The organism is Pedobacter sp. Bi126 (assembly GCF_918698245.1).
Taxonomy (GTDB): Bacteria; Bacteroidota; Bacteroidia; order Sphingobacteriales; family Sphingobacteriaceae; genus Pedobacter.
Genome location: NZ_CAKKMS010000005.1, coordinates 76,023 through 100,870 on the forward strand (window position 1 = coordinate 76,023; position 24,848 = coordinate 100,870).

Genomic DNA, 24,848 nt, shown 5'->3' on the forward strand with positions numbered 1-24,848 from the left:
CTCAATAAATCGTCATTGCGAGGCACGAAGCAATCTTAATGCACTCGCTAGTAGCGATCGTTTTAAGATTGCTTCGTCGGCTGAAAAAGCCTTCTCGCAATGACGACGCTTCTTTGAACATTATCTACAAAAAATTATCCTCAGCCCTGTAAGCAGAAATAACAGCCAGTTCGCCTTCTTTTCCGCCTTTCGAATTGCCATGTTCCATGCCCATCACACCCTTATAACCTTTTTTATGCAGGTGTTTGAATAGGTTTTTATAATTGATTTCTCCGGTTGTAGGTTCTTTTCTGCCCGGATTATCACCAATCTGGATGTAGGCAATTTCATCCCAGCAACGGTCGATGGTTTTAATTAAGTCGCCTTCTGTTCGCTGCATATGATAAATATCGTAAAGAATTTTACACGAAGGGCTTTTAACCGCTTTACAAACGGCATAGGTTTCATTTGTTTTTTGCAAGAAAAGCTCCGGGGTATCGCTCAAGGTTTCCAAAACCATAATCAAACCGTGGGGCTCAAAAATTTCGGTTCCGGCACGCATGGCATCAATTACATTGGCAAATTGATTGCCATAAGGCAGGTTGCGTTCATAAAACCCAGGTACTACGGTAAGCCATTTTGCATTACAACGTTTTGCCGCTTCAACCGATTTTTTGCAGGTTTCTACAAATTTGTCTTTAAATTCCTTTTTGCCTGTGGTTAAAGAGGTTTTCCAGTTATCGCCACCATCTACCACAAAAACGCCCATGCGCATACCCAGTTTCGCCAATAGCTTTCCAATTTTTTCCTGTTCTTCTACTGAGCGGTTTAAGTAGCCATTATCTTCGATAGATCGGAAACCTTTATCGTACATAAATTGGATCTGATCTAAAAAACTTTTGCCCGCATGGTTTTCGAACATGCCCTGGTGTGGGGCATAATCCATGTTAAAAACCTTATCACTTAATGTATTATGCTTTTCAGCTGCAAAAGTATTGTTAATTCCTGCTCCAGTGGCAATTGCGCCAGCAGTGAATAAGCTGTTTCTTATAAATTCACTTCTTTTCATCGGTTTGGTTTTAAACGGATAGATATTAATGTGTAATTAATTTTTTGAACCCTGTAGTTAAGGTATCAGCCACTTTGCCATCTTTTTGATGGTATACAAAATAAGCTTCGAGGCTTTTTCTGCTTTCTACGAAGGCGATGGCATCTTTAAGGTGCATGGCCATCAAGGCATTGTCGTAGCCATCGGCTGTAATGGCATCATTAGCGTACACTGTTACGCTGATCATTTCATTATCCAGCGGATAACCTGTTTTGGGGTCGATCAGATGTGAAATCTTTTTCTTTCCGCTCTGGTGAAATTTCCGATAGTTACCAGAGGTGGTGATTGCTCCTGAGTTGATGGCGGCAATATGCCTGATTACCGGCGTTCCGTCCTTATCCGGGCCTTCAATACCGATTTTCATGGTTTCGCCATTGGGTTTAGGTCCTGAAATCCGAATTTCGCCTCCCAGTTCGGCCACGTACTGCTTAATTCCTTTTTTTTCGAGATAATCGGCAATTAAATCAACACTGTAACCCTGGGCAATTCCGTTTAAATCGATCTGCACGCAAGGCTTTAGTTTGCTTAATAAACCATTCTTTAATTTTAGGTTTTTCATGCCTATGCAGGCGAGTATCGATTTAATGACTGCCGGATCGGGCTCGTTTTTAGCCTCTTTTGGCCCAAAACCCCAGGCCTGTACCAATGGAGCAACCGTAATATCGAAAACACCTTTTGTATCCCGATTGATCTCGAAACTCCTTTTGAGCACATCGTTTATAAAACGGTCGGTTTTGATTTCTTTTTTAGCCGCATTAAATTGATTTATCAATGATCCCTTTTTGTAAAGCGACATCGATAAATCAATTTCATTTAATAAACTATCTATACCTGTTTTAGTGGCTAAACTATCAGTGGCATAGTACATTATAGCATAATCGGTTCCCTGTGCATAACCATTGATTTTGTATTGCCTCACTTCTTTTTTCAAGGAGAAAGCAAAAATCAGTGGTAAAAGGAAAAGCAAAAACCTATAACGCATCAGTTTAGTTTTAGATCACCTTTGCTTGTCCGGGCATGGCGATAGGGTATAGCCCTTTTTCATCAGGCATTAACCTTGGGTTCGCATCCCATGCAAAACGCTCCGGCATTAAACTGATGTTCGAAGCTAAAGCCTCGTCCCACTTAATGGTTTGACCAGAGTAAGTAGCGTAACGACCGATAATTGCAGAGAATGTGCTGGTTGCAGCATAGTCTACATTACTGAATTTATATTCTCCCTTAGAAACTGCATCGAACAGTTCGTCGTGTTCTGTCTGGTAAGGATTTGCGTTTCCTTTGGTATTGTGGTTATATAGTTCTTTGCCACTGTAATCTTTCATAATGGCCTGATTGCTGCCTGAAAGATAAATTTTGCCTTTGGTACCTTGAAAAGATTCATCCACACGGTTACTGATACCCTCGAAATGTCGGCATTGGCTATTAATTACCGCGCCATCTGCATACGTTAATTCGATGGAGTGGTTATCGTAAATCTCTCCGTAATCTTTTCCTGTTCTCCAGGCACGGCTACCTGTTCCCTGTACCGAAACCGGATGCCCATTTTTTATCCAGTTGGCAATATCAATATTGTGTACATGTTGCTCAACGATATGATCGCCGCATAACCAGTTGAAATAATACCAGTTTCTCATTTGGTATTCCATTTCGGTTTGGTTTGCTTTACGCGGACGTACCCAAACGCCACCACTGTTCCAGTATACCTGACCAGACATGATATCGCCAATGGCGCCATCGTTAATGCGTTTCATCGACTCACGATAGTTGGTCTGATAACGGCGCTGTAAACCTACTACAACATTTAATTTTTTCTTTTTAGCTTCTTCGGCTGCGGCCAATACCTTTCTAATGCCCGGTGCATCTACAGCAACAGGTTTTTCCATGAAAACTTGTTTGTTCTGTTTAACCGCTTCTTCGAAATGGATCGGGCGGAAGCCCGGAGGAGTTGTTAATAGCACTACATCGGCTAATGGAATGGCTTTTAAATAAGCATCGAAACCTACAAACTGGCGTTCTTTTGGAACATCCATCTTTGCTGCAAATTTTCCGCTTAGCGATTGGTAACTGCTGTCCAGGCGATCCTGAAAAGCATCGGCCATAGCCACCAGTTTAATGTTGAATTTAGTGCTCAATGCCTGGAAAGCGGCTCCTGTTCCACGGTCGCCGCAGCCAATTAAGGCAATTTTAATCGTGTCTGATCCTGAAGCATAAGCTCCGGCCAGTGGGATAGTGCTTAACATTGCACCGCCTGCGAGCATTGCTGTCGCTTTTAAAAAATCGCGACGATCTTGTTGGTTGATTGGTTTTTTCATGTGTTTAGTTTTTATTTTGGTTAGATAGTGTCGGTTAAAAGTCTTTTATAGGTTGTTTATTGTAATAAGCATCAATTTCGGCTTTTGATGGCGTTTTAGCTGGTCGTACTAAACGCATGCCTACAAATGGCGCTTCGGGGAACCACCAATTGCTTTTCGGAATCTGTGGATCTAATTGTTTCCATGATGGATCAGACGCTAACCTAACTGTTGATGTCAGGTTGTTTGGCGTTTCATCATAAGAGCCACCACGAACTACATTGGGGTAGAGTTTTTCGGGAACTGCCACAGGGTTTTCTGCAATTTTATCCTTGCTTTGACTATAGAAATCAGCGATGTATTGGTCGTAAGTCCATTCGCTAACATTTCCGTGCATATCAAATAATCCCCAGGCATTTGGTTTTTTTTGCCCTACCTGATGCGTTTTATTGTCGCTATTGTCTTTATACCAGGCATAATCTCCTAATTTGGTTGCATCATTGCCAAAAGAATAATTGGTTTCTGTACCTGCTTTACAGGCATATTCCCATTCGGCTTCTGTTGGTAAACGGTAAAAAATACCTGTACGCACATAAAGCCATTTGCAAAACTGGATGGCATTATATTGTGTCATTGCTACCGCTGGCTGGTGCTCTTTGCCCATGCCAAAAGTCATATCGAGATAGGGTTTTGTAGGTCTGGTTACTGCATCCACCTCAGCTGGAATAGCACTTGTGCTGGCTTGTTTTTCGTAATCGCGATAAAGAAAAGGTTCGAAAATATCCCAGGTTACTTCATGTTTTCCAATCCAGAAAGCATCGAGTTTAACCTCGTGAACGGGTTGTTCATCAGGTTTGCCTGTTTTACTTCCCATCTTAAATTTGCCTGCTGGTATAGCCTGCATATCGAATTTTAATTTCGTTCCATTAATGGATTGTGTGTACGAGTCACTAGAAGTTTGTGCTGAAATCTGTGCACAAGGATAGGAGATTAATGCTACGGCAATTAACTTTTTAAACATAATTTTTGGTTAGATACACTTGTTTTCTAAGTGTTTATCTGGTTACTTTCTGAAACACTAAAGTAAATAACCACATTTAAAACAAAGAAAACTTATGTAACAATAAAGGTAAGAAATGTAACATTAAAAGTCAAACTGACAATTAAAGCTATCGTCATCTTGAGGGATAATTTATTTTGTAAAAATCAATAAAGATGACAGAGGATCTTTTTTGGAGTAATAGGCTACGAGGAATCGTCATTGCGAGAAGGCTTTTTCAGCCGACGAAGCAATCTTACAACGATCGCTACTAGCGTGCGCTTTAAGATTGCTTCGTTCCTCGCAATGACGACCTTTCTATAGATTCTGTCAATGGTACTTGTTTCAGGATCTAATTGGCGAAGATCTTTTAAGTCAATCTTAGTATAATTAATTGTCTAAGAGTAGGTGAAAGGTCTTTTGCCACATCAAGAATATGAGGTCATAAGCCTATATTTCCTTGCATTTTGATGCATCATCATTGAAAGCTGACTTATCTTCTATCGGTAACCTTATTGCTCAGGTTGGTATAACCAATCAACGTATCCCATCGCGCACCGGGGCGGCGATAATAAACAAAGATCTGGTAGCTGTTTTCGGTCTGGAAGAATGCACCTTCGAAAGGTTTGGTTTCCATTACCTTGGTGTCTTTATTAAACCAGGCAAACTCATAATCGTATAGGCCCTGTTTAAGTATAACATTACCGTAAAACTGTTTCCTGTTGGCATCATATAACAGTTTATTTTCATTGCTCATGGTATAATTGTTAAACCGGCCAACAACATAAGCATCGCCATTCGGGCTGGGTGCCGGGGCATTTAATGTAAATAAAACACTCATGTACTCTGCTTCTGTTTTATCGTCACGTCCATCGGTATTGCGGATAAAAAAGTTTCCGTTTTCATCGTACTGATTGGCAAATGCACCAACAGTTCTGGGCGCATCCTGAAAAAGCATCACGTTTACGGATTGATTATCGCGATAAATATCTTTAACATTATCAGCCTTGTAACGCAAACTCCTTGTATCAAATTTTCGAAATTCGTTGTCTCCCCAAAAATCATTCGTATTGAGGTCGTTATAAACCAATTGGTTTGGTCTTACAAAAGATGGTTTAGTATTCACCTGGATCGTATTGGCATTGAAGTTTTGCATCACTACTGCTTTTATATCCTGGTAGGGGTTTGGGATGGGAAAAGCATGGTTAATGGTGAAATTGATTTTTTGTTTGTAGTTCCTGTTTTCCACTTGCATGGAATTGTTTACTTCTGCTGCTACGGCAACCTGACTATCGAGGATGTAGAAGCGTTGCGAAATAACAGGTTGGTTTTTATCGCCATCTAAATAAACTTTTAACACATAATTACCCCCAATTTTTGGTTGGATTTGAGTGTTGGGTAAACTGATTTCGTAATGAGTGTATTTTCTTGTGGTGTTGGAAGAATAGCGGTAATTGATGATGCGGTCGTCGTTAAAGCTCCCCAAATAATCGATGCTCGAGATTTTCGAAGTCTCCCATTCTGCGGTACAGTGCTCTATGGTATACCAGTAGTTTTTGGTGCCTGCAAGTAAATCGTCGAATGAAAAAGTGATCGTTTCTGACGAATTGAGCATAATTACAGGTAGGCTCTGCTCTTTATTGCTGTTATAGCAAAGTACAGTTTTAATATTTGGAAGATAAATTTTATTCCCGTTGGTAAACGTTTTGTCGTTTTGCGCAAAGGCCAGGGTAGAAATGAAAAATAAAATCGGAATTAATATTTTCTGCATGGCTAAAAGTAAAGTTTTATTGGGAAGTGGCAAAACCGAATTGTGGATGGTTGCCAGGGAAGCACGGATGGACACGGAAGATTCCCCGTGTGCCGTTATTTCGAGGGCTAATTTATTGTATAAAAATCAATATGAATGACGTATATATTTGGTTATTGCCCCTTGGCTCAACCTTGCCTCGGCTCACCGCCGCCGATTGGCTCTTTCTTTTTGCTGTCAAAAAGAAACAAAAAACACCGGCTGAAAATTTTTCTTTCGAAGCAAGTGGGATGGCTGGTTCAGTGGAGCCCGAAAAATTTATTAGGCCGGATTTAAGTAGAACGAAGATATGGTGCTATGGCCTAGTTGGGTGGAATGCATAAACAATAAACCCCTGATTAATAATAATTACCAAATAACGTCAATGGTAGAGGAGTACAGCGCAGTCGAGAAATCTTTTTGTGGTGTCAGATATTGCTATCTGACACTAAATGATGAATTCAATAAACAAAGCCAGATGGTAACATCCGTTAGCACACTTAGGTTGCAGATGCTTCGTGCCTCAGCATGACATAGTCTTAAATGTTGTTATCCGTGTTCTGTGCTTCCGTGGCAACAAAAAAAGCCACAGAATTTCTGTGGCTTTAATATGAATATGCTTTAATAGGGGGCTAAAACTATCCTTCCAGCTCCATAATCTCAGCAGCTAAACTTTCCCATTTATTTTGGCTGGCATCTAACTCCTGTTTTGTTGCTAAATAACGTTTGTTGGCTTCTGCTAATTTATCGGCTTTGGCGTATACATTCTCATCAGCCAATTCTGCTTCAATATTTTTAACGTTCTGCTCCAGTTCGGTAATCAGCTTCTCTGTTTTTTGCAGTTCGTCGTTCAGCTTTTTTAATTGGTTGGCTGTATTTGGCGCAACAACTTTTGGCTGTTCTTTTTTCTCAGGCATTTTAACCGGAATAGGTTTAGCCACAGGAATTACCCTTTTGCTATTCCATTCTTCATATTCGGCATAAGTACCAGGGTATTGTTTAATTTTTCCGCCTTCAATGAACCAGATTTTGTTGGCTACGTTATCTAAGAAATACCTATCGTGAGATACGGCAATAAAAGTGCCTTCAAACTGATCTAAAGCCTGGATTAGGATGTTAACCGATTGAATGTCCAAGTGGTTGGTAGGCTCATCCAGAATCAGGAAATTCGAATCTGTTGTTAATGATTTAGCCAGGGCCACACGCGATTTTTCCCCTCCCGAAAGCACTTTGATTTTTTTGAAAACATCATCGCCCGTAAAAAGGAAGCAACCTAAAATACTACGTAATTCGGTATCGCTATGTTTTGGGGCAAATGCCTGTAATTCTTCTAAAATCGAATTTTCTAAATGCAGCGATTCTAATTGATGCTGTGCAAAGAAAGTGGTGGTAACATTATGACCAGTTTCGCAGAAACCTTCAAATTTTTCGGTTCCGGCAATCATTCTCAATAAAGTAGATTTACCCTTACCGTTTGCACCGATCAAGGCTATTTTATCACCTTTTTCAATTACACCTTCTGCATCATCTAAAATGTGCACATTTGGATAGCTCTTATTGGCGTGTTCTATACGCACCACGTGCCTGCCCGATGGTTTAGAAAATTTGAAAGCGAAATTTACGGTCGGATTATCATCATCTACATCATCAATACGCTCCATCTTATCTAAAGCTTTCATCCGCGATTGCGCCATTTTAGCCTTGCTCGCCTTCGCTTTAAAACGCTCAATTAAACGTTCTTCCTGCTTTATTTTAGCCTGTTGGTTTTTAAATTCGCCCTTTTGAATTTCGCCACGTAAGGCTTTTTCTTCAACATAGAAGCTATAGTTGCCTGCGTATACGGTTAATTTTCCTTTGCGCGATTCGACTGTACGGTTTACAATCTTATCTAAGAAGTACCTATCGTGAGATACGATTACAATGGCACCTTCAAAGCCCATTAAATAGTTTTCCAACCATTTAATGGAAGGTAAATCCATGTGGTTGGTAGGCTCATCCAGTAATAGGATATCAGGCGTTTGCAGTAATATTTTAGCCAGCATTACACGCATCCGCCAACCTCCTGAGAAGGTATTTAACGGGCGCAATTGATCTGCTGTACTAAAACCTAAACCAGCCAAAATTTCGTTTGCCCTGTATTCGATGTTATAGCCATCTAAGGCTTCAAACTCTTGCTGTTTATCACTTAACTTAAATAAAACCTCTTCGCTATAATCCGTTTCGATTTTTTTAAGCAGTTCTTCAATCTCATCATGCAATTGGTTTTGGCGCTCAAAAGCTTCCATGGCCACATGCAAAATGCTATGGTGCGAATCGTAAGAAAGTAAATCCTGGTTTAGGTAGCCAATTTTCAGGTCTTTAGACATGGAAACAGTACCCGAACTTGGTGCATATTCGCCTACAATTATTTTTAAAAGTGTTGATTTTCCTGTTCCATTGGCGCCGATTAAACCAGCTCTGTCGCCAGGTTTAATGTGCCAGTTCGCGTCATCGTATAGGGCCCTTGAGCCAATCAGGAAGGTTAAATTATTTATTGAAATCATTTCGGCTGCAAAAGTACGAAATTTAAAGGCTTTTTTCAGCTGGAATGTCAAATAGGATAAGCCCGTGGTTTTGCCTTAGCTTTTTGGAAAAGCAATACAACAACCTTTAAGGCTTTGTCCTTTGTTGATAATGCTATTTATTTTCTCCCGTTTCTTCGAGCTTGCTTTCTTTATTTCTTTTTAGTTTCACAATCGGTTTTTCCTGTGTGCCCGTTATGCTCAATGGGATGCCAAATAAACCAAAAGGAGGGAGGCCTAAGCGACCACTCAAATTTAACCTGCCATCGAAGCTCACCTGACCTTCGAAACGTGGCCTGAAACCTGCCACCTTCATTTTGGTCTGCTCGATGGTGATAATATTGTTTTTGATGGTTGATTTTATCTGAACATCAGATAAATCGGGATTGGTTAAACTGTCTCTTTTTGTTTCTTTACTCACGGCATTCATCATTTTGAAGCCCATTAAACTTACTTTTTTTAAGCTCAGCACACCTCCGCCTTTCAACGATGGATATACCGGAAACATTTCTGCATTCAGTTTTCCTGTGAGTTGATAATCTAAGCCAACCACGCCTTTTACTTTCGATGCCGAACTGGCCATCTCTCTAAATAGCTTAATTTCTTTATAAGCCCTGTCGATATCAAATTCTTTAGCGGTAAGATGAAAATCGAATAAGCCAGTTTTTGTACTTGTGCTCTTGTAATTCGCATCCATATCAACCTGTGCACCAGCAATATTAAAACCTGTTTGTTTTAGGGCAAGTGTTCCATTATTTAATAACATTGTTCCCTTTGCATTCCTGATATTTAAACCATTGTACATGACGTCAGCAACATTTGCAGCAAAATTAACATTCAGATTATCAGGAATAATGATCACACCGTTTGCTGTAGTTGAAGCTGTTTTAGGTGCATTGTCTGCATAGACCATAAATTCATCAGCATATATTTTTTTACTGATCAATTTGAAATTGCCGGTAAGCCTGGCTTTTTCATTTAAAACGTAATTGATTACATTACTTAAGCTTCCATTCAGTTGAAAATCAGACTGCCCGTAGGTGGCATTGAATTTATCAAAATTCATTTTATCCTGTTGAAAAGAGAATACACCGTTTTTGATTAAAAAGCTTTTAGGGAATAAATCCGATTGGAGATTTAAGTCTTTAATGCCTAAACTACCGCTATTTTGTAATTTGTTGTATCTGCCGGCAATTGCATCGCTTTGTGAGCCTTTAAATAAAACATCTGCGAAAATTAAACCGTTAACCTGATAACCTTTTACCCCGAACAGTTTATATATTTTACCAATGTCTATGGTGCCTTTTGATGAAACATTATAAGTAATATTTTCGAAATTATGCACATTGGCTTTCAGTGTAAAAGGCTGCCCGCCCATTCGAAAGGAAATGGGTTTAATGTTTAATTTGGTGTTTTTCAGCGTACCATCGTTGTTGGTTAAATCGGCATCAACCTGGATGTTTTCCATGGCATAATTAAAGTTTCCTGTCACTATTCTACCATTGTTAAGTTTAATGGTCGCGGTGGTAACAGGAAAAAGCTTTTTCGCTTTATTGAAAGGGCCATTGCTTTGCAGGTCAATATTCAGTAAACCATTCAGTTCGTAACCTTTTATCGGGTAAATATTCTTTAGGTCGGCAAAATTGATTATCGATTTAAGTTGAACAGTTAAAGGCATATTTTCTGAGGTCTGTAATTTTGCATAACCTTTGATATAATTGCTTAAGGCCTGGATATCGATGTTCTCGATAGCTAATTTAGTGCTTTTGTAATTTCCATCAGTATTTGAACCAAGCACATCGAAATTGATTTTATTAACAGCAATGGGCAAAGCAGCATATTTAAAGTAGCCATTGTTTAAGGCTACTTTTAACGAAAACTTGGGTACGGTTGCAATTACCGTATCAACCTGCCTTATGCCAGAGCGGACAATTTTTTTGCTGTATTTTCCATCTGCCTTAATGTTCATATTCAATCTGCCTTTTAGTTGTAAGGCATCAAGATTAACAACTTTTGCCCATTTTTCTAAGTCGATATTCGAGCGGGTATCTGTGTAGATTTCGGGTTCTTTAAAACCCTTTATTTTTGTAACCGAGGCCACGTAATCTTTTCCGATATTGAAGTAAAGACTATCCATATTAATCAATAGGCTATCCGTATTCAAGCCAGGGAGTTTTGTTTTTAAATTTAAAAACAAGTTGCTGATTGGTTCTGGCGCATTTGGATTAGAAATAGAGCCATCTCTTACTTTCATGTTAAACGAAAGTGTAGGCATGCTGTGGGTGGCGGCAATGTATTTCCCGATTAAAGAAGCATCAATCTCTGCATAACCTTTAACCTTTGTTTTTTCCAGTTTATCGGCAATTTCTGAAGGTAGTGCAGTGAAAATATTCTGTAAATCTGTTTCTTTAGCCCTGGTTCTGAAATCGATATCGTAACCATCCTTTAAAAATGAAAAATGGCCAACAAAACGGATTGGAAGCGAGTTGATCATTAAATTGTTTTCATCGAAAATCAAATTAAGGGAGTTGGTATTCACCTTTGTGATCAGATTGGCATTTATTTTTTTCTTGATCAAATAGGGGGTATTGGCATAATAAACATCCATTTCATTGATAGAAAGATTACTTTTTAAGTCAAATATCGCATTGCTGAGGTCGCCTTTTCCTGTATAAGTAAGCCCTTTGGTCCTGATGAGCATAGGAATTGAACGGTCGCTGTAAGTAAGGTTGCTGTTGTTAATGAAAATCCCTTCAATTTTTATTGCAGTATTGCTTTCGCTGGTATCCGGCGCATTTCCCTTTTTGCTTTCGTAGACATTATAATTCGCATGACCTTTTTCATCGCTGAGGATATTGATGCGGGCATCGTCTAAATAGAACTGATCAATTTTAACCTGTTTAGAGAATAACGAAAGCAGGTTTATGCCCAGGGCTAACTTTTTGGTGTAAATGAGCGTATCCTGTTGAAACGGGGCAGAACCTTTTAGTAAAAAGTTATTCAGGTTTAAAGTTAAAGAAGGGAAATGGTTGAAAAAGGAAATGTTGGTGCTTTCAAACTTTACCTCACCTTTTATGTTTTTATTAATAACCTGTGTGATTTCTTTGGTAATGGTCTGCGGAATTAAATAGGGAACAACAATTAGAAAAACTATTAAGGAAACGATCGTAATCGCGAATATTTTTAGGAACTTTTTCAAGATTTTAATTTAAGGGCACGTTCAGCGACAAAGATAGTCTTTAGATGAATTAGGAATAAAGATTTAACATTTTTGTATTAGAAAATATATTTATACCTTTGTTCTGTAATAAAAATAGTTACAGTATGAACAGCAGTCATTTTTCTATATCGCTTCACATCCTTACACTGCTCGATCAGGTGAAGGGGCAACTATTGAATTCTGAATATATTGCCGGAAGCATTAACTGTAATCCTGTTTTGGTAAGAAAAGAATTGGCCAACCTGCATAAACATGGTTTTGTGCAGAGCAAAGAAGGGAAGGGCGGAGGCTCTACTTTGGCAAAAAGTCCTGCCGATATTAACCTGGGGGATGTGTATTGGGCTGTTAAACAGAAAAAACTGTTAGGCGAAAGCAAAAATGAACCTAATCCCAATTGTCCGGTAGGGAGGCAGATTACCCAACACTTAAACGATTTATATGATGAAGCCGAAACCGCTTTGGTTAAAAGTTTATCAGCTAAAACATTAAAAGATTTTAGTGCAAGTTTTAAATAAAAAAATTTGAATATAACTGTAACAAAAAATATTACAATTTTAATTAGATTAATAAATTTTAAAAATTAAATAACATGAAAGTAGCATTAATTGGAGCCTCTGGATTTGTAGGCAAAGCCATTTTAAACGAATTGGTAAGTCGTGGAAACGAAGTGATCGCCATTGCACGCGATACCGCTAAAATTGAAAATAACAATGATCAGGTAAGTAAAATCGCAGTCGATGTTTTGGATACTGAAAAATTAGCAGCGGTTTTAAAAGGTGCCGACGCAGTGGTAAGTGCTTTTAACGCAGGTTGGACCAATCCGAATTTATATAATGATACTGTACAGGGAGCAGAGGCTATTCAGGCTGCAGTAAAAGCATCGGGCGTTAAACGTTACATTTTTATCGGCGGAGCGGGTACCTTGCAGATTGATGGTCACCAAATTGTAGACGGACCGAACTTCCCTGCCGAATACAAGCCAGGTGCAACAGCGGTAAGAGATTATTTCAATACGCTAAAACAGGAGAAGGAATTAGATTGGTTATTTTTTAGTCCGGCTATTGAAATGCACCAGGGCATCACCACCGGTCGTACAGGGAAATACCGCTTGGGTAAAACAAGCCCTGTTTTTAATGAAGAAGGCCGTTCTATTTTATCGGTAGAAGATTTAGCAATCGTTATTGCCGATGAGCTGGAAAATAAGGCACACCACCAGGAGCAGTTTACGGCAGCATATTAGAGCAGTTGGTTCATTAGTCATCAGTTCATTGGTCATTGGTGGGCGGCAGATTGCCTAGGGGTTGATGGTTCATGGTCAACAAGCTTGCTAGGTTATCGATCATGGGCATAAAAACCATTGACCATGAACAACGTTAGGAGCAGGGTTGGATTTAGACACTTAGACAAATGAACGAATGGCTATTGAACTAATGAACCAATTAACCTTTTTTCATAATTAGTATTAAGTTCTTATCTTCGTGCCATGTATCGCCTTATTAAACCAATATTCTTCAAATTTGACCCCGAAAACGTACATTATTTTGTAGTTAAGCGGTTAAAATGGTTTAATGATAAATTTCCACTAGGTAAAACTATTATCCGTAGCAGCTTTGATGTTCACATTAAAGGTTTAGAACGTGAGGTTTTCGGCATAAAATTTAGAAATCCTGTTGGTTTAGCCGCCGGATTTGATAAAAATGGTGAATATGTAGAGCCGCTTAGCAATTTAGGCTTCGGATTTATCGAAGTGGGTACGGTAACGCCAATGCCACAACCCGGAAATGATAAACCCCGTATGTTCCGTTTACCTAGTGATGAAGCTTTAATTAACCGGATGGGTTTTAACAATAAGGGCGTAGATGTAATGGCTGAACGTTTGCGTCTGCTAAAAGATAAACATCCTGATATTGTAGTTGGTGGAAACATCGGTAAAAACAAGGCTACACCAAATGAAGACGCAGTAAACGACTATATTAAATGTTTCGACCGTCTTTTTGATGTGGTGGATTATTTTGTGGTGAATGTAAGTTCGCCCAATACCCCGGGTTTACGCGAGCTGCAGGAAAAAGAACCGTTAAAAAAAATCCTCAATACCTTACAGCAACGAAATCGTAAAAACGATATTTCACGTCCGATCTTATTGAAAATTGCACCTGATTTAACGGATGCGCAGCTGGATGATATTATTGAGATTGTTGCAGAAACTAAAATTGCTGGTATTATTGCCACCAATACAACCATTAGCAGAGAAAATCTGGCTACAGAAAAAGACTTGACTACGCAAACAGGTGGTTTAAGCGGTAAACCTGTTAAAGAGCGCTCCACTGAAGTAATCCGTTATCTTTCGGAGAAATCGAACAAAGCATTTCCAATTATCGGGGTAGGTGGTATTCATTCGGCAAAAGATGCCAAAGAAAAATTAGATGCCGGCGCATGTTTGGTTCAATTGTATACTGGTTTTATATATGAAGGACCAGGGTTGATCAAAAGCATCTGTAAAGAGCTGGTTTAAATCCAGTCGTCACCCTGAATTTATTTCAGGGTCTATCGTGCATGAAAGATGCTGAAACAAGTTCAGCATGACGACCGCCCTAATTAATGTGCACTAAAAACAAATATAGAATTGTGTCCACACGAGGGTCTGCCCGGGAAAGACGGCCACTCTATTGGTATCTGCCATTGATAGCCTATCGAAACCTTTACTAATCGAAAACATATTGCGTTACGGGCTAAATAACTTATTTCTGCCGGCTTACCATTTCATTAATCCAGATTGGTGCAAATGGAGAAGTACAACCTTTAGAAACAGGATAATCGCGATAAATGCCAAGTTTTTCACCTATGGCTAAGGCTCTTACTCTATAATCAGGGTGGTTAATGCCAATCTGAGCCAATGCGGTATTCATCGTCCATTGGATTTCTGGTGCTGCTTTAGGCATTTCTTTTTCAATCCGATCGAGAATTGCTGGGATGTCTATTCCTTCAGGCGCTCTGGTTATACGTCCGCTGGTTAAGCTCCAGCCTGCGCGGGCCAGCATAATATTTTCTGAATTCATCCACTTTTCCCTGAATTGTTCCTTATCAGGGTATTCTTTAACAATGTAATTGTAAAACCAATCAGCTGCCCAGGTAAAACTTTCTGAAGCTACCATTTGCTCAATCTGTGCTGCAGACAGCGCTTTTGGTTTAAGGATTAAGATGGCCAGCAATCGGGCATCAATATTTTCAGTTTCCCAGAGTTGAAGTGCCAGCTCATGATCGGTTTTGATCTTCTTAGCTATCGTTCTAATGTCACCCATTTTAACGCCAAAAATATTTTCTCTGGCACCGTTCTTAATGTGCATGGCGCGGACTTTCTCTTCGCCGAGCGATTCTAGTTTTGAAAGAGTTTCTGTAAGATTCATGGTTTTACCTTTCGCTGTTTCCAAATTTAAAGATTATCCAGATTTTTTAAGGCATAAAAAAAGCATCCTTTGATCAGAAGGATGCTTTAAATTCTTTAAGAAGAAATTTCTAAAAACTATTTTGCCAAAGCAGCTAAAACAGCATTGTTTTTAGCTAATTGATCGTTTTTAGGTTGTGCAGAGCGGCTTCCCAACTCGATGTTGGTTGCTCTCTTTAAAAATGCTACCTCTTGGTGAGCTGTATTTTTATTTCTTCTGTCTTTTCTTTTTAATCTGGTAACTGCCATGGTAATAACCTTTTAATTATTTTATTTGTACAAATGGAGGTCGAGAGCGGATTCGAACCGCTGTAGAAGGTTTTGCAGACCTCTGCCTAGCCACTCGGCCACTCGACCCTTAAATTCAAGGCTGCAAAAATAGCAATTATTAGTTAGCCCGCAAATAATATCTTAATTTAATTTCGAACTCGCACTAACTCAGCACAAAAGATTGCCGCACTTACTGCCACGTTTAACGATTCGGCCTCGCCAATTCTCGGAATGGTTACCGGTTTATTTATTTTTTTGATCACTTCTGCCGATATTCCTTTTCCTTCATTGCCTAAAATCACCAATCCTTCAGCTCCCCATTGCGTTTTGTAAATCGATTCGCCATCTAACAACGCTCCAAATACAGGGATGGTATTTTTCTCTAACAAGGCCGGCAGATCTGCTTCATAAATATTTACCCGTGCCAACGAGCCCATTGTGGCCTGTACGGTCTTTGGGTTGAATACTTCTACACAGTCTACAGAGCAGATGATGTTTTTAAAGCCAAACCAATCTGCCGTTCTGATAATGGTACCCATGTTACCTGGATCCTGAACGCCATCTAAAACCAGAGTGAACTGATTTTTTAGCGCTGTTAACGCTAATTCTCTGTTTTTTGGGATATGAATGAGCGCTAAAAAGCCTTGTGGCGTTTGCAGCGTACTAATCTTATCTAATTCGGCGTTCTTTACTTCAAATAAGTTTATATTTGCAGGCAATTTGGGTAACAAATTGTATTGTTCGCTGTTGTAAAATATAGTATGGATCTGGTAGCTTGACTGAAAAAATTCTTTTATGGATTTTATACCTTCAACAATAAATAAACCATGTTCTTTACGGTATTTTTTTTGATGTAACGACTTTATAAAACTAATCTGTGATTTTGAAAGCATACCAAAACTCAATAAATATTAAACTGAAAAGCACTGCAATATTACTATTTATTATTGTTTTAATTCAGGCCTGCTCGTCAACTAAATACATTGCCGACTATCAATCGATAGTGAAAAAGGTAACTATTGATAGTGTTGATGCTAAATTTGAAGAACAGGCTTACAATTATGTTCAGAAAGATATCAGGCCGGCATCTAAGCTGAGTATCAACGTGCCTTTGTACAATTTGTTCAATACAAAAGATGGTCGGTATAAAACAAGCGATATTAAACCATTTGGTACACCACCTGCTATTTTAGATAGTACATTGGTCGAAATTTCCAGAACACAGATACAGAAGTTTTTAAAAAGTAAGGGTTACCGCCAGGCCGAAGTAACTTCTGCCATCAAGATTGCAGATAAAAAGGCCGAAATTGTATTCAGTGCAAAACCTGGGCCTGCTTATTTTATTGAGAAAATTTCTGATTCAATACCAAATGCAAATATCAGGAACCTTTACGAATCGAATAAGGCTAAAATATCCCATTTACACAAGGGAATGCAGTACGATGAAGACTCTTTAACTTATGAAAGAGAGCAGATTTATCGCATTATGAAAGAAAATGGATATTTCTATTTCTTAAGGCCTTATGTAAATTTCGATGTATATGGTGCTGAACCCAGCTCTAAGACTAACAAAATAGATCTGAATCTTAATGTAACAGATCCTGCAAATGGCCCGCATAAACAGTTTAATATAGGTTACACACATTTGTTAATTGCGCCAAATCCTGACGGTTTGCCCGATTCGGCAAGGTATAAATTAAGCAAAGATACTTTGAACGGGATTATTTATACCGATTTCTCTAAGCGCTACAGGCGTAATCCGATCGTTCGTTACGATTTTCTGAAGCAAGGTGACCTTTATGACATCCGGAATGAAAACCTTACTTACGACCGCTTATATGAGCTAAATGTTTTCAAAAACGTAAAGATCGATTATTTCAGAAGGGACAGTACCTCAAATAAAATCAATGCAATCATTTTGCTCACCCCCCAAAAGGTAATGAGTAATCGCGTGGAGGGCGAGGTTCCGTTTAATGGTGGTACCGTTGGGTTTACCATCGGAAATACCTATACCAATAACAATATCTTTAGAGGAGCAGAACGATTCGAACTCCAGGTAAAAGGTGGTTTGCAATCGCGTATAGGTAACGGTGCCAAGGTTTTTAGTGATATTTATCAGCGCGATTTTTCAATCAGTGCGAGTATTTCGGTACCTAGATTGATGATCCCTTTTTATAACCCTGTTTTAGGTGGAAACGGAATGCCGCACACTACTTTTGCAACCAGTTACATTTATGCCTTACAAAAAGATGTTTCGGTAAGGAGGATTTTTATCAACTCCATTACTTATGATTGGTTTGAAACCAAATCTAAGCTGCACTCTTTTACCCCATTAAATTTTGAGTACCGTTTTGGTAACCTCGATACATCAAAAGTGGATGCAATTACCCGCTTTAACAACCTTTATTATTCTTCACTACTCGATCGTAAAGATTTAACACTGGGTATGAAATATACCTACACCTTGAATGCGGATAAGTTAAACCAACTGAGAACTTTTGTTTATTTAAGAGCAGGGATGGATATTGCAGGTAATATGTTGCAAGGCATATCTAAGCTAACAGGTTCAAAGCATGATCCGGCAAACAACGACCCGGCAAAGATATTAGGCTTGCCTTTTAACCAGTACACCAGGCCAGAGGTAGATATTAGGTGGTATAAACATTTGGGTGGTGAGCGGCAATTTGTTGCCCGTTTAAACACCGGATTAGCCTACGCTTATGGTAATTCAATTTTAACAGGTATTCCTTTCGAAAAGCAATTTTTCGCCGGTGGATCTAACGGCTTAAGGGCTTGGCAAGCCAGAACAATTGGTCCGGGTAATTATAATAGACAGGTACTTGCCAGCGATGAAGTACGGAAAGCTGTTTTTGGGCTAGATCAATTGGGTACTTTACGGATAGAAACTAATTTTGAGTATCGGTTTACACTTGCCCGGAAATTTTTCGGTGCTACTTTGAAAGGAGCTGCGTTTGTTGATGCCGGTAATATCTGGAATATCCGCAGAGGGGAGTCGATTACACTTGAATACCCTGAGTTGGATGAACTGACCGTGTTTAAACTTAGTAAATTGGCTAAGCAAATTGCTATTGGTACAGGTGTTGGTTTAAGGTACGATGTTCAGTATTTTGTTTTCAGGTTTGATGTGGGGCTAAAACTTAAAGATCCTCAGTTTATCGGATCAGACCAGTGGGTAATCAGCAAATTTTTATCTGGGGCAAGAGATTTTAAAAATAGCTATAACGCTACACACGGGCCTGATACCTATCGTTTTCTACAGTACAACTTTGGTATTGGTATGCCATTCTAAATTAACCGAAAAGGCTTAATGCTTTAGGTTTGGTATCCGGATCTTTAAATGAAAATTCTTTAAAGGGTTGCCATCTTTTATCCATGTGTTTGTAAACAGAAAAGGATGAAACCGGGAACTCGCGTTTAAATTTCCGGTCTTTAAACTCGGCAGAAAGCTGTTTGAAAATGGGAGGTTTTACATCTCTAAACGCTAAAGTTAAATGTGGATTGAATTTTTCTTTTTTCGCTATCAGTTTTAAAGGTTGTAAAGCTTTAGTAATCTGTTTTTCCAGGCTCATTAAGCCCTCATTTTGTTCAACATCAAGATAAAAGGTACGCTCCAGAAATGAATTGAAGTTTCGGAGTACCTGTGTAAATGGCTCACTGAATGAAGCATCTGCTAAAGCATCAAAAAATCTTTCTTCTGCATCGTAAGCTGATAGTTTTACCGGAGGGTATAAGGTGATGTGTGCCGGACGTTTTAATGATTCATACACATTAAATTTCTCTGAAATGTATGTTCTAATCTCATCTATGTCTTCTACAACAGAAACAGGAGGGACTAAACACACTAAAAATAGATTTTCCATGAATCAAATTTACTAAAAATTTTAGTAAAAAAGTAATAATGAACCGTTAAAAACGATTTGTTATCTACACACTCGTTAGAAACGAGCGTGAGCATGAAGCTTGTTCTGCCTCGCAATAACAATTTCATTATTTAGAACATATAAACATATCTTAACTTCAGATTTTTTATTGGAAGGCAATTGCAGAAGCTATTGGCTCTCTGTAGTCCCGCTCCCGCTTCTGCCGATTGAAATAATCGGCATCTCGCTTCGATCGGGCTTAGGGGGCTACAACAGTACTGCTATTCGTGGTAAAATAAACCCGACCGACAGCGTTATCCCGATTTGAGGTGATTTTTTATTATTATAATTTTATCGGGATTAAGCAAAGGGCGGGACTGGTATAACCGAAGCACCACAGGCCTTGCTTTTCTAAAAAGAAAGAGAATTTATAGCATGAGATTGCTTCGGCTCGCGCTTGTCCAGCCTCGCAATGACGATTCGTGATGAAAAATTAATTCAAAAACGTCAGACGAGGTTTTTTAATCCATCGAATATGCTCTCGAAAAAGGTAGAAAGGTTTAAGCCATTACTGTGGTTAAAATACACAAATACCAGAAAAACAATGACCACAAATATGATCAGTTTGCGGAAGGCAAAGGCAATGATTACCAGTATAATCGGAATGATGAAAAGCCATAAACTATTTATGGCATACGGACTTAAATCGGTATCTTTTTTATACACATACACCAGTTTACTGTGGGTGCCAGAGTCGTTTTGATGTTTGATGTAAACGAAGGTAGATTTATCGATGGGTAAAGGTAACACCGCTATGCCATCGTTAAATTTTAATACCTGTGTAAAACCACTTACACTAAAGGTATAAGTTCCGTTTATATTTTCGTTCGGGTTGTTTAAAGAATCGGCGGCTATTATGGCCAGTTTGTTGTTTTTAAGCAAATTTTCTTTTACCAGAAAATTATTGATTGCTGCAGTTTGGGCATGGCTGAAAAACCCGGTTAAACACAGCGAAAGCAAGAGTAAGATTCGTTTCATTCGATAGAACGTTTATTGTAAATTAAATAACCGATATGCAATAATACACCATTTCTTTTAACTGCATCATTATATAAATTATAACTTAGGCTTACGGGGCCGAGCGGTGAATGGTAAACTAAACCTGCAGTACCTGCATAGCGTATTTTTGTGATGGCTCTAGCATAATCTACATCCTGAAAATTATTCAGCTCAAACTCCTTATGGGGTAAAAATAAATAACCTTCCAATCTAAAATCGAGATTTTTTTTAACATTATAAATGTTTTTTATTCCGCCGGCAGCATAGGTTGTGGCCCTGAATTTATCCAGGAATAATGACCTGCTATCTTGCAAAGGATAAAAGGCCGGAGCAGTTAAAAGCGTAGCGTAATAATTGCTAAATAAAGGCTGGTTAGAGAAAACGCCTTCCACAATATAACCCAATGTGTATTTTTTGAGGTATAAAAAGTAGTTTTCCTGGGTAAGTTTTATGCTTCCCCACTGGCGCAAATGACTGCTGCCCGGGATTTTAACAAAACCTGGAGTGGTGCGGAAAATATTGCCGGGATTATAGTTTTCGCGGCCTGTGGTGTAATTGAAACTTAGCGAAAAGCTTTGACCTCTACTGGCATACTGTTTCCGGTTTAACGAATTCTTTTCGAGATTTAAGGATCCCCTAAATCCATTAAAAATAGTTTGATCGAGCAGGTCGCCTACCGCAAAGGTGTTGTTTGGGCTATAGCGATCATTATTATTGATAAAAGTAGAATGAAGTACAATTTTGGTATTGTAATTTAAAGGCATTCCCATCATAAGGTCAATCTTACGGTCAGATTGTTCGATGTAAATGGGGCGTGGGTTTTCGATAAATATCTGGCTGGTATTATAAAAATTCCAGTGATTATAGGTTAACTCCGCGGCCAGAAACAAGGGAAGTCTGGTTGGATAATCTACCCGGCCATTAACCTGTACCGATTCGTAAAAGCGGCCAGAGTAAAAGCTGGTTCCAAAGGTATACGATTTTCGGTTGAGGTAATTGTACTGGGCGCCCAAAAAAACATTGCTGATGGGCCTTGTAGATATATTGCCGCCTAATTCGAGTTTAAAGCTCTTTTTCGGCTGTGCCACTACCTCAAAAGTATAACTGTCTGTTGCTGCCTGATATGAAATTTTAGGAAATACAGTTTCGAAAGTTTGGTCGGCAACCAGTTTATAATACCCACGTTTAATATCCTGCAGGTTAAAAGTAACTTTATCGCTTTTGAAAAGCCTTTCTACATATTTTTTCTGCTGACTGTTTACACCGGTTACGATGATGTTGCTGAACTTTAGATCTGGCTTTCTCGCATTAAATTTTTCCCTTCTTTGTGCCAGTTCTTCATCGCTCACTCTTTTGCTGATTAAAGCTTTAATCCTTGGCATATCGGCTATTGTTGCATCATAGCCTTTTTTGATCAGCTCTTCTACAGGAGCAAAATTAGTTACGCTGTACGTAGCCAGGTTGGGTTGGATGTACACGCCGTTTTTCCCGATCATGGTAGAATCTGATTTGGATAGAAACATGTATACCAAAAAGCGGTTCATTAAACGATCGTCGATGTTTTTAGGGTATTCGTTATAGGTTTTTGAAGAAACATTGGCGCCGATCACATAATCAGGCTTAAAATCTCTTTCCATTACATCAGCAGGGAAATTATTGTAAAGCCCCCCATCAAAAACGTATTTTCCATCCAATTTAATGGGCCGGTAGATAATCGGAACTGTCATGGTTGCCCTTACTGCTTCTGCTAAACTTCCCTTGCTTACTGTGATACTTTTTTGCGAAAGCACATCTGCAACCATACACCGATAGGGAACAAAAAGATTATCAAAATTGTCTTTAGAAACAGCTGAAGCCTGGGCAAAAAGCTCGAGAAAGGCAAAATTTAATGGAATATCGTTAATGAGGTTAGAACGGAAGCTAAAATGAAAACCCGTATCAATAGCCACTTTTGCGGTAAGCATAGAGGCATTGGGCGCATTTTTCTGAAAGAAAAAGGTGTAATCGCTGGTGTATCGTCCATTTACCCAATTTTGGAAGTCGTTGCTTCGTGCAATTTTTTCTATCTCCGCCGGGCTATAACCTGCGGCATACATGGCGCCAACTATGCCACCCATCGATGTGCCGGTAATGTAATCGATAGGGATGTGATTTTCTTCCAAAGCCTTTAATGTGCCAATGTGCGCCAATCCTTTTGCACCGCCACCGCTAAACACAAGACCTACCTTTTGCGCCTGCAATTGGTTACAGCACAGAACGAAGAGGATCAGCAAAAATCTTTTAAAAGTTACCACCCTTAAAAATAGGGGTTTTCTTTTAAATTAGTTCAACATGAAAATGTTATAAGTTAAAATTGTGGCGAAACTTACCCAAAGGAAATAAGGAATAAAAATCAGTCCTGCCCATTTATTTATTTTATAGAAAACTAAACCATTAATTACAATAATAATTAGCAACAGTATAATTTCGGCCAGGGCAAAACCTATCTCGTGCAGGTGAAAGAAAATAAATGACCAGGCTAAATTTAAAATTAACTGAATGAGGTAAATGGCCACTGTTCGTGGAAAATGAACAATTTTATCGCGCCTTACCCATACCAGATAGGCCGCTATGCCAATAAGTACATAAAGTGTAGTCCAAACAGGCCCAAAAAGCCAGTCAGGTGGATTGAAAGAAGGTTTGTTTATTGTACGATACCATGTTTTAACAGATTGAAGTGTTGCCCACGAACCAAGGGCACCAACACCCAATGTGATGGCAATATTGATAACAAAAGCTACCGGTTTAAATTTCATGTTATAAATTTGAGTTTAAACAATGGAAAATTCTAAATGTTTTATTACCTGCCAATGCCTGGCACTACAGGTAAACTCTCATTATCATCATTCCCAACGCTTTGTACTGCAAATAAATAATTGTCTTTACTATAAGGTAATCGCAATTCGGTGGCAGAAGTGAAAAATTTCTTTTCCCAAACGGCACTGCTGGTTTCGCGCATTAAAACATAATAGCCCTTTACTGTGCCATTAGCAGGTGCTTTCCAGTATAAAAAGGTAGCGTTGCTCAGGTTTTTTACATCAATTTTTACTTCGGTAGGGCTTGAGGGTGCTTTGGCGAGATTGGCCAAAACCGCAATATTTACACCTGTATTTTTACGCAGATATTCGAAATCCATAAATTCCTGAAGGTCGCCATACTTAATGCCTTTCTCCGTTCTAAGGTCTTGGTGTTGGTGATCGAAGTTTTCGTTCATTTCGGTTATGCGAACCGCCGTAAATCCATTTTCTACGAATGGGGTATGATCTCCACCCCGGAGAAATCTATCGTTCCTGTAAATTAATTTAACTTCTAACTGATCTACATAACGCTCGCCTATTTCTTTAACATACCGTGCCAACTGACGGCTTTTGCCATCGTTCTCTAAACCAAACTGACGGATGCTCTTCGCATTTTTATCCAGATCGAAGCTGGGTAAACCCTCACTAAATACTCGCAGCCTGGTATTGTCGATGATTTGTGTTTCGCTACTGTTGTTGCTGCCAATCATATCATTGTTTAACATGGCGTCGACATTCCAGTTTTCTTTTTTTGCTTTTGCAGCCATAAAACCAGAGCCTAATAACGATTGTTCTTCACCGCTTACGGCTACAAAAATTATGGTGGCCGGAAATTTATATCGACTCATAATTCTTGCAGCCTCAATTACACCCGCAACACCACTACCATCATCATTGGCGCCAGGTGCATCACTGGTTCTGTTCATTACATCGGTAACCCGGCTATCGAGGTGTCCGCTCACCACATAAACGCGTTTGTCGTTTGCATCAGTGCCTTTTAATATAGCTACAGCATTGCCCAAAAGTGTAGGCTGATCTACTCTTTTGCCATCGGGTTTAAATGTAATGGTATCCAGGTATGCAGTAAGCCTGCCATCACTTTGCTTTGCAAACTGATTAAACTTATTTACGACCCAATTTCTGGCAGCTCCAATTCCTTTCGTTTTACTTTTAATATCACTAAGCGTATTTCTTGTTCCGAAAGAAACCATTTTACTGATATACGATTTTAGCGAATCCTGATTTACAGCTTTAACCATTTTATCAATATCCTGATTTCGGTTAACCACAACTTGTGCCTGTAGCGGTAAACTTATGGTAACAAGAAGTAGGAGTGTATAGATTTTTTTCATCTGTCGGTTTTTTCAGAAAC

General features: G+C 39.0%; 20 protein-coding genes and 1 tRNA gene. 5 read left to right on the forward strand and 16 right to left on the reverse strand.

Features of this window, described 5'->3' with window-relative positions:
• Positions 1 to 124: 124 nt before the first annotated feature.
• The 5 genes from LQ201_RS19055 to LQ201_RS19075 form a co-directional block, all read right to left on the reverse strand.
• Complete coding sequence (locus LQ201_RS19055) at positions 125 to 1,048, reverse strand: hydroxypyruvate isomerase family protein (protein WP_230144879.1); 924 nt, start codon at positions 1,046 to 1,048, stop codon at positions 125 to 127.
• A 25-nt stretch (positions 1,049 to 1,073) separates the two neighbouring features.
• The gene (locus tag LQ201_RS19060; RefSeq protein WP_230144880.1) at positions 1,074 to 2,069 is read right to left on the reverse strand and encodes an FAD:protein FMN transferase; all 996 of its coding nucleotides are present in this window, start codon (positions 2,067 to 2,069) and stop codon (positions 1,074 to 1,076) included.
• Positions 2,070 to 2,079: 10 nt separating this feature from the next.
• Positions 2,080 to 3,399: a Gfo/Idh/MocA family oxidoreductase gene (locus tag LQ201_RS19065; protein WP_230144881.1), complete on the reverse strand. Its 1,320-nt coding sequence runs from the start codon at positions 3,397 to 3,399 to the stop codon at positions 2,080 to 2,082.
• Positions 3,400 to 3,433: 34 nt separating this feature from the next.
• Positions 3,434 to 4,399: an SUMF1/EgtB/PvdO family nonheme iron enzyme gene (locus LQ201_RS19070; protein ID WP_230144882.1), complete on the reverse strand. Its 966-nt coding sequence runs from the start codon at positions 4,397 to 4,399 to the stop codon at positions 3,434 to 3,436.
• Between the two features lie 511 nt (positions 4,400 to 4,910).
• The gene (locus LQ201_RS19075; protein WP_230144883.1) at positions 4,911 to 6,188 is read right to left on the reverse strand and encodes a DUF5103 domain-containing protein; all 1,278 of its coding nucleotides are present in this window, start codon (positions 6,186 to 6,188) and stop codon (positions 4,911 to 4,913) included.
• A 131-nt stretch (positions 6,189 to 6,319) separates the two neighbouring features.
• Here LQ201_RS19075 and LQ201_RS19080 point away from each other — a divergent pair, with 131 nt between their 5' ends.
• On the forward strand, positions 6,320 to 6,550 hold the full coding sequence (locus LQ201_RS19080; RefSeq protein ID WP_230144885.1) for a hypothetical protein: 231 nt from the start codon (positions 6,320 to 6,322) through the stop codon (positions 6,548 to 6,550).
• A 294-nt stretch (positions 6,551 to 6,844) separates the two neighbouring features.
• Here LQ201_RS19080 and LQ201_RS19085 read toward each other — a convergent pair whose 3' ends face one another.
• Together LQ201_RS19085 and LQ201_RS19090 are read right to left on the reverse strand one after the other, a co-directional pair.
• On the reverse strand, positions 6,845 to 8,749 hold the full coding sequence (locus LQ201_RS19085) for an ABC-F family ATP-binding cassette domain-containing protein (protein WP_230144886.1): 1,905 nt from the start codon (positions 8,747 to 8,749) through the stop codon (positions 6,845 to 6,847).
• A 133-nt stretch (positions 8,750 to 8,882) separates the two neighbouring features.
• Positions 8,883 to 11,966 carry an AsmA family protein gene (locus LQ201_RS19090; protein WP_230144887.1) on the reverse strand — a complete coding sequence of 1,028 codons (3,084 nt, stop codon included), beginning with the start codon at positions 11,964 to 11,966 and terminating at the stop codon, positions 8,883 to 8,885.
• A 125-nt stretch (positions 11,967 to 12,091) separates the two neighbouring features.
• Between LQ201_RS19090 and LQ201_RS19095 the strand changes: the two genes are divergently transcribed.
• The 3 genes from LQ201_RS19095 to LQ201_RS19105 all read left to right on the forward strand — a co-directional run bounded on the left by LQ201_RS19095 (position 12,092) and on the right by LQ201_RS19105 (position 14,499).
• On the forward strand, positions 12,092 to 12,502 hold the full coding sequence (locus LQ201_RS19095; protein ID WP_230144888.1) for an Rrf2 family transcriptional regulator: 411 nt from the start codon (positions 12,092 to 12,094) through the stop codon (positions 12,500 to 12,502).
• A gap of 74 nt (positions 12,503 to 12,576) precedes the next feature.
• The gene (locus LQ201_RS19100; protein ID WP_230144889.1) at positions 12,577 to 13,227 is read left to right on the forward strand and encodes an NAD(P)-dependent oxidoreductase; all 651 of its coding nucleotides are present in this window, start codon (positions 12,577 to 12,579) and stop codon (positions 13,225 to 13,227) included.
• 243 nt (positions 13,228 to 13,470) lie between these two features.
• Entirely contained in the window at positions 13,471 to 14,499 is a 1,029-nt protein-coding gene (locus tag LQ201_RS19105) for a quinone-dependent dihydroorotate dehydrogenase (RefSeq protein ID WP_230144890.1), read from the forward strand.
• Positions 14,500 to 14,725: 226 nt separating this feature from the next.
• On the opposite strand, the gene LQ201_RS19110 is transcribed toward LQ201_RS19105, so the two are convergent.
• The 4 genes from LQ201_RS19110 to LQ201_RS19125 form a co-directional block, all read right to left on the reverse strand.
• On the reverse strand, positions 14,726 to 15,391 hold the full coding sequence (locus LQ201_RS19110; RefSeq protein WP_230146665.1) for a DNA alkylation repair protein: 666 nt from the start codon (positions 15,389 to 15,391) through the stop codon (positions 14,726 to 14,728).
• A 116-nt stretch (positions 15,392 to 15,507) separates the two neighbouring features.
• Positions 15,508 to 15,678, reverse strand: a complete 171-nt coding sequence (locus LQ201_RS19115; RefSeq protein WP_029275070.1) for a hypothetical protein — start codon at positions 15,676 to 15,678, stop codon at positions 15,508 to 15,510.
• Between the two features lie 34 nt (positions 15,679 to 15,712).
• Positions 15,713 to 15,786: transfer RNA gene (locus LQ201_RS19120), tRNA-Cys, on the reverse strand.
• A 59-nt stretch (positions 15,787 to 15,845) separates the two neighbouring features.
• Entirely contained in the window at positions 15,846 to 16,592 is a 747-nt protein-coding gene (locus LQ201_RS19125; protein ID WP_230144892.1) for an RNA methyltransferase, read from the reverse strand.
• Here LQ201_RS19125 and LQ201_RS19130 point away from each other — a divergent pair.
• On the forward strand, positions 16,577 to 19,009 hold the full coding sequence (locus LQ201_RS19130) for a BamA/TamA family outer membrane protein (protein WP_230144893.1): 2,433 nt from the start codon (positions 16,577 to 16,579) through the stop codon (positions 19,007 to 19,009). The two genes, LQ201_RS19125 and LQ201_RS19130, sit on opposite strands and share 16 nt — an antisense overlap.
• Position 19,010: 1 nt before the next feature.
• Here the strand turns inward: LQ201_RS19130 and LQ201_RS19135 are convergent, their stop codons facing one another.
• From LQ201_RS19135 to LQ201_RS19155, 5 genes are all read right to left on the reverse strand, one after another.
• Positions 19,011 to 19,580 carry a 2'-5' RNA ligase family protein gene (locus LQ201_RS19135; RefSeq protein ID WP_230144894.1) on the reverse strand — a complete coding sequence of 190 codons (570 nt, stop codon included), beginning with the start codon at positions 19,578 to 19,580 and terminating at the stop codon, positions 19,011 to 19,013.
• A gap of 507 nt (positions 19,581 to 20,087) precedes the next feature.
• Complete coding sequence (locus tag LQ201_RS19140) at positions 20,088 to 20,618, reverse strand: hypothetical protein (RefSeq protein ID WP_230144895.1); 531 nt, start codon at positions 20,616 to 20,618, stop codon at positions 20,088 to 20,090.
• The gene (locus LQ201_RS19145) at positions 20,615 to 22,912 is read right to left on the reverse strand and encodes a patatin-like phospholipase family protein (protein WP_230144896.1); all 2,298 of its coding nucleotides are present in this window, start codon (positions 22,910 to 22,912) and stop codon (positions 20,615 to 20,617) included. Before LQ201_RS19145 ends, LQ201_RS19140 begins: the two co-directional genes overlap by 4 nt.
• A gap of 48 nt (positions 22,913 to 22,960) precedes the next feature.
• Positions 22,961 to 23,434 (reverse strand): TspO/MBR family protein, encoded by a 474-nt coding sequence (locus LQ201_RS19150; protein ID WP_230144897.1) that lies wholly within the window; start codon positions 23,432 to 23,434, stop codon positions 22,961 to 22,963.
• 44 nt (positions 23,435 to 23,478) lie between these two features.
• Complete coding sequence (locus tag LQ201_RS19155; protein ID WP_230144898.1) at positions 23,479 to 24,828, reverse strand: M28 family metallopeptidase; 1,350 nt, start codon at positions 24,826 to 24,828, stop codon at positions 23,479 to 23,481.
• Positions 24,829 to 24,848 lie beyond the last annotated feature (20 nt).

Excerpts from the sequence above, each read along its gene's own strand:
- LQ201_RS19055 (WP_230144879.1), bottom strand. The coding sequence starts at position 1,048 with ATGAAAAGAAGTGAATTTATAAGAAACAGCTTATTCACTGCTGGCGCA.
- LQ201_RS19060 (WP_230144880.1), bottom strand. The coding sequence starts at position 2,069 with ATGCGTTATAGGTTTTTGCTTTTCCTTTTACCACTGATTTTTGCTTTC.
- LQ201_RS19065 (WP_230144881.1), bottom strand. The coding sequence starts at position 3,399 with ATGAAAAAACCAATCAACCAACAAGATCGTCGCGATTTTTTAAAAGCG.
- LQ201_RS19070 (WP_230144882.1), bottom strand. The coding sequence starts at position 4,399 with ATGTTTAAAAAGTTAATTGCCGTAGCATTAATCTCCTATCCTTGTGCA.
- LQ201_RS19075 (WP_230144883.1), bottom strand. The coding sequence starts at position 6,188 with ATGCAGAAAATATTAATTCCGATTTTATTTTTCATTTCTACCCTGGCC.
- LQ201_RS19080 (WP_230144885.1), top strand. The coding sequence starts at position 6,320 with ATGAATGACGTATATATTTGGTTATTGCCCCTTGGCTCAACCTTGCCT.
- LQ201_RS19085 (WP_230144886.1), bottom strand. The coding sequence starts at position 8,749 with ATGATTTCAATAAATAATTTAACCTTCCTGATTGGCTCAAGGGCCCTA.
- LQ201_RS19095 (WP_230144888.1), top strand. The coding sequence starts at position 12,092 with ATGAACAGCAGTCATTTTTCTATATCGCTTCACATCCTTACACTGCTC.
- LQ201_RS19100 (WP_230144889.1), top strand. The coding sequence starts at position 12,577 with ATGAAAGTAGCATTAATTGGAGCCTCTGGATTTGTAGGCAAAGCCATT.
- LQ201_RS19105 (WP_230144890.1), top strand. The coding sequence starts at position 13,471 with ATGTATCGCCTTATTAAACCAATATTCTTCAAATTTGACCCCGAAAAC.
- LQ201_RS19110 (WP_230146665.1), bottom strand. The coding sequence starts at position 15,391 with ATGAATCTTACAGAAACTCTTTCAAAACTAGAATCGCTCGGCGAAGAG.
- LQ201_RS19115 (WP_029275070.1), bottom strand. The coding sequence starts at position 15,678 with ATGGCAGTTACCAGATTAAAAAGAAAAGACAGAAGAAATAAAAATACA.
- LQ201_RS19125 (WP_230144892.1), bottom strand. The coding sequence starts at position 16,592 with ATGCTTTCAAAATCACAGATTAGTTTTATAAAGTCGTTACATCAAAAA.
- LQ201_RS19135 (WP_230144894.1), bottom strand. The coding sequence starts at position 19,580 with ATGGAAAATCTATTTTTAGTGTGTTTAGTCCCTCCTGTTTCTGTTGTA.
- LQ201_RS19140 (WP_230144895.1), bottom strand. The coding sequence starts at position 20,618 with ATGAAACGAATCTTACTCTTGCTTTCGCTGTGTTTAACCGGGTTTTTC.
- LQ201_RS19150 (WP_230144897.1), bottom strand. The coding sequence starts at position 23,434 with ATGAAATTTAAACCGGTAGCTTTTGTTATCAATATTGCCATCACATTG.
- LQ201_RS19155 (WP_230144898.1), bottom strand. The coding sequence starts at position 24,828 with ATGAAAAAAATCTATACACTCCTACTTCTTGTTACCATAAGTTTACCG.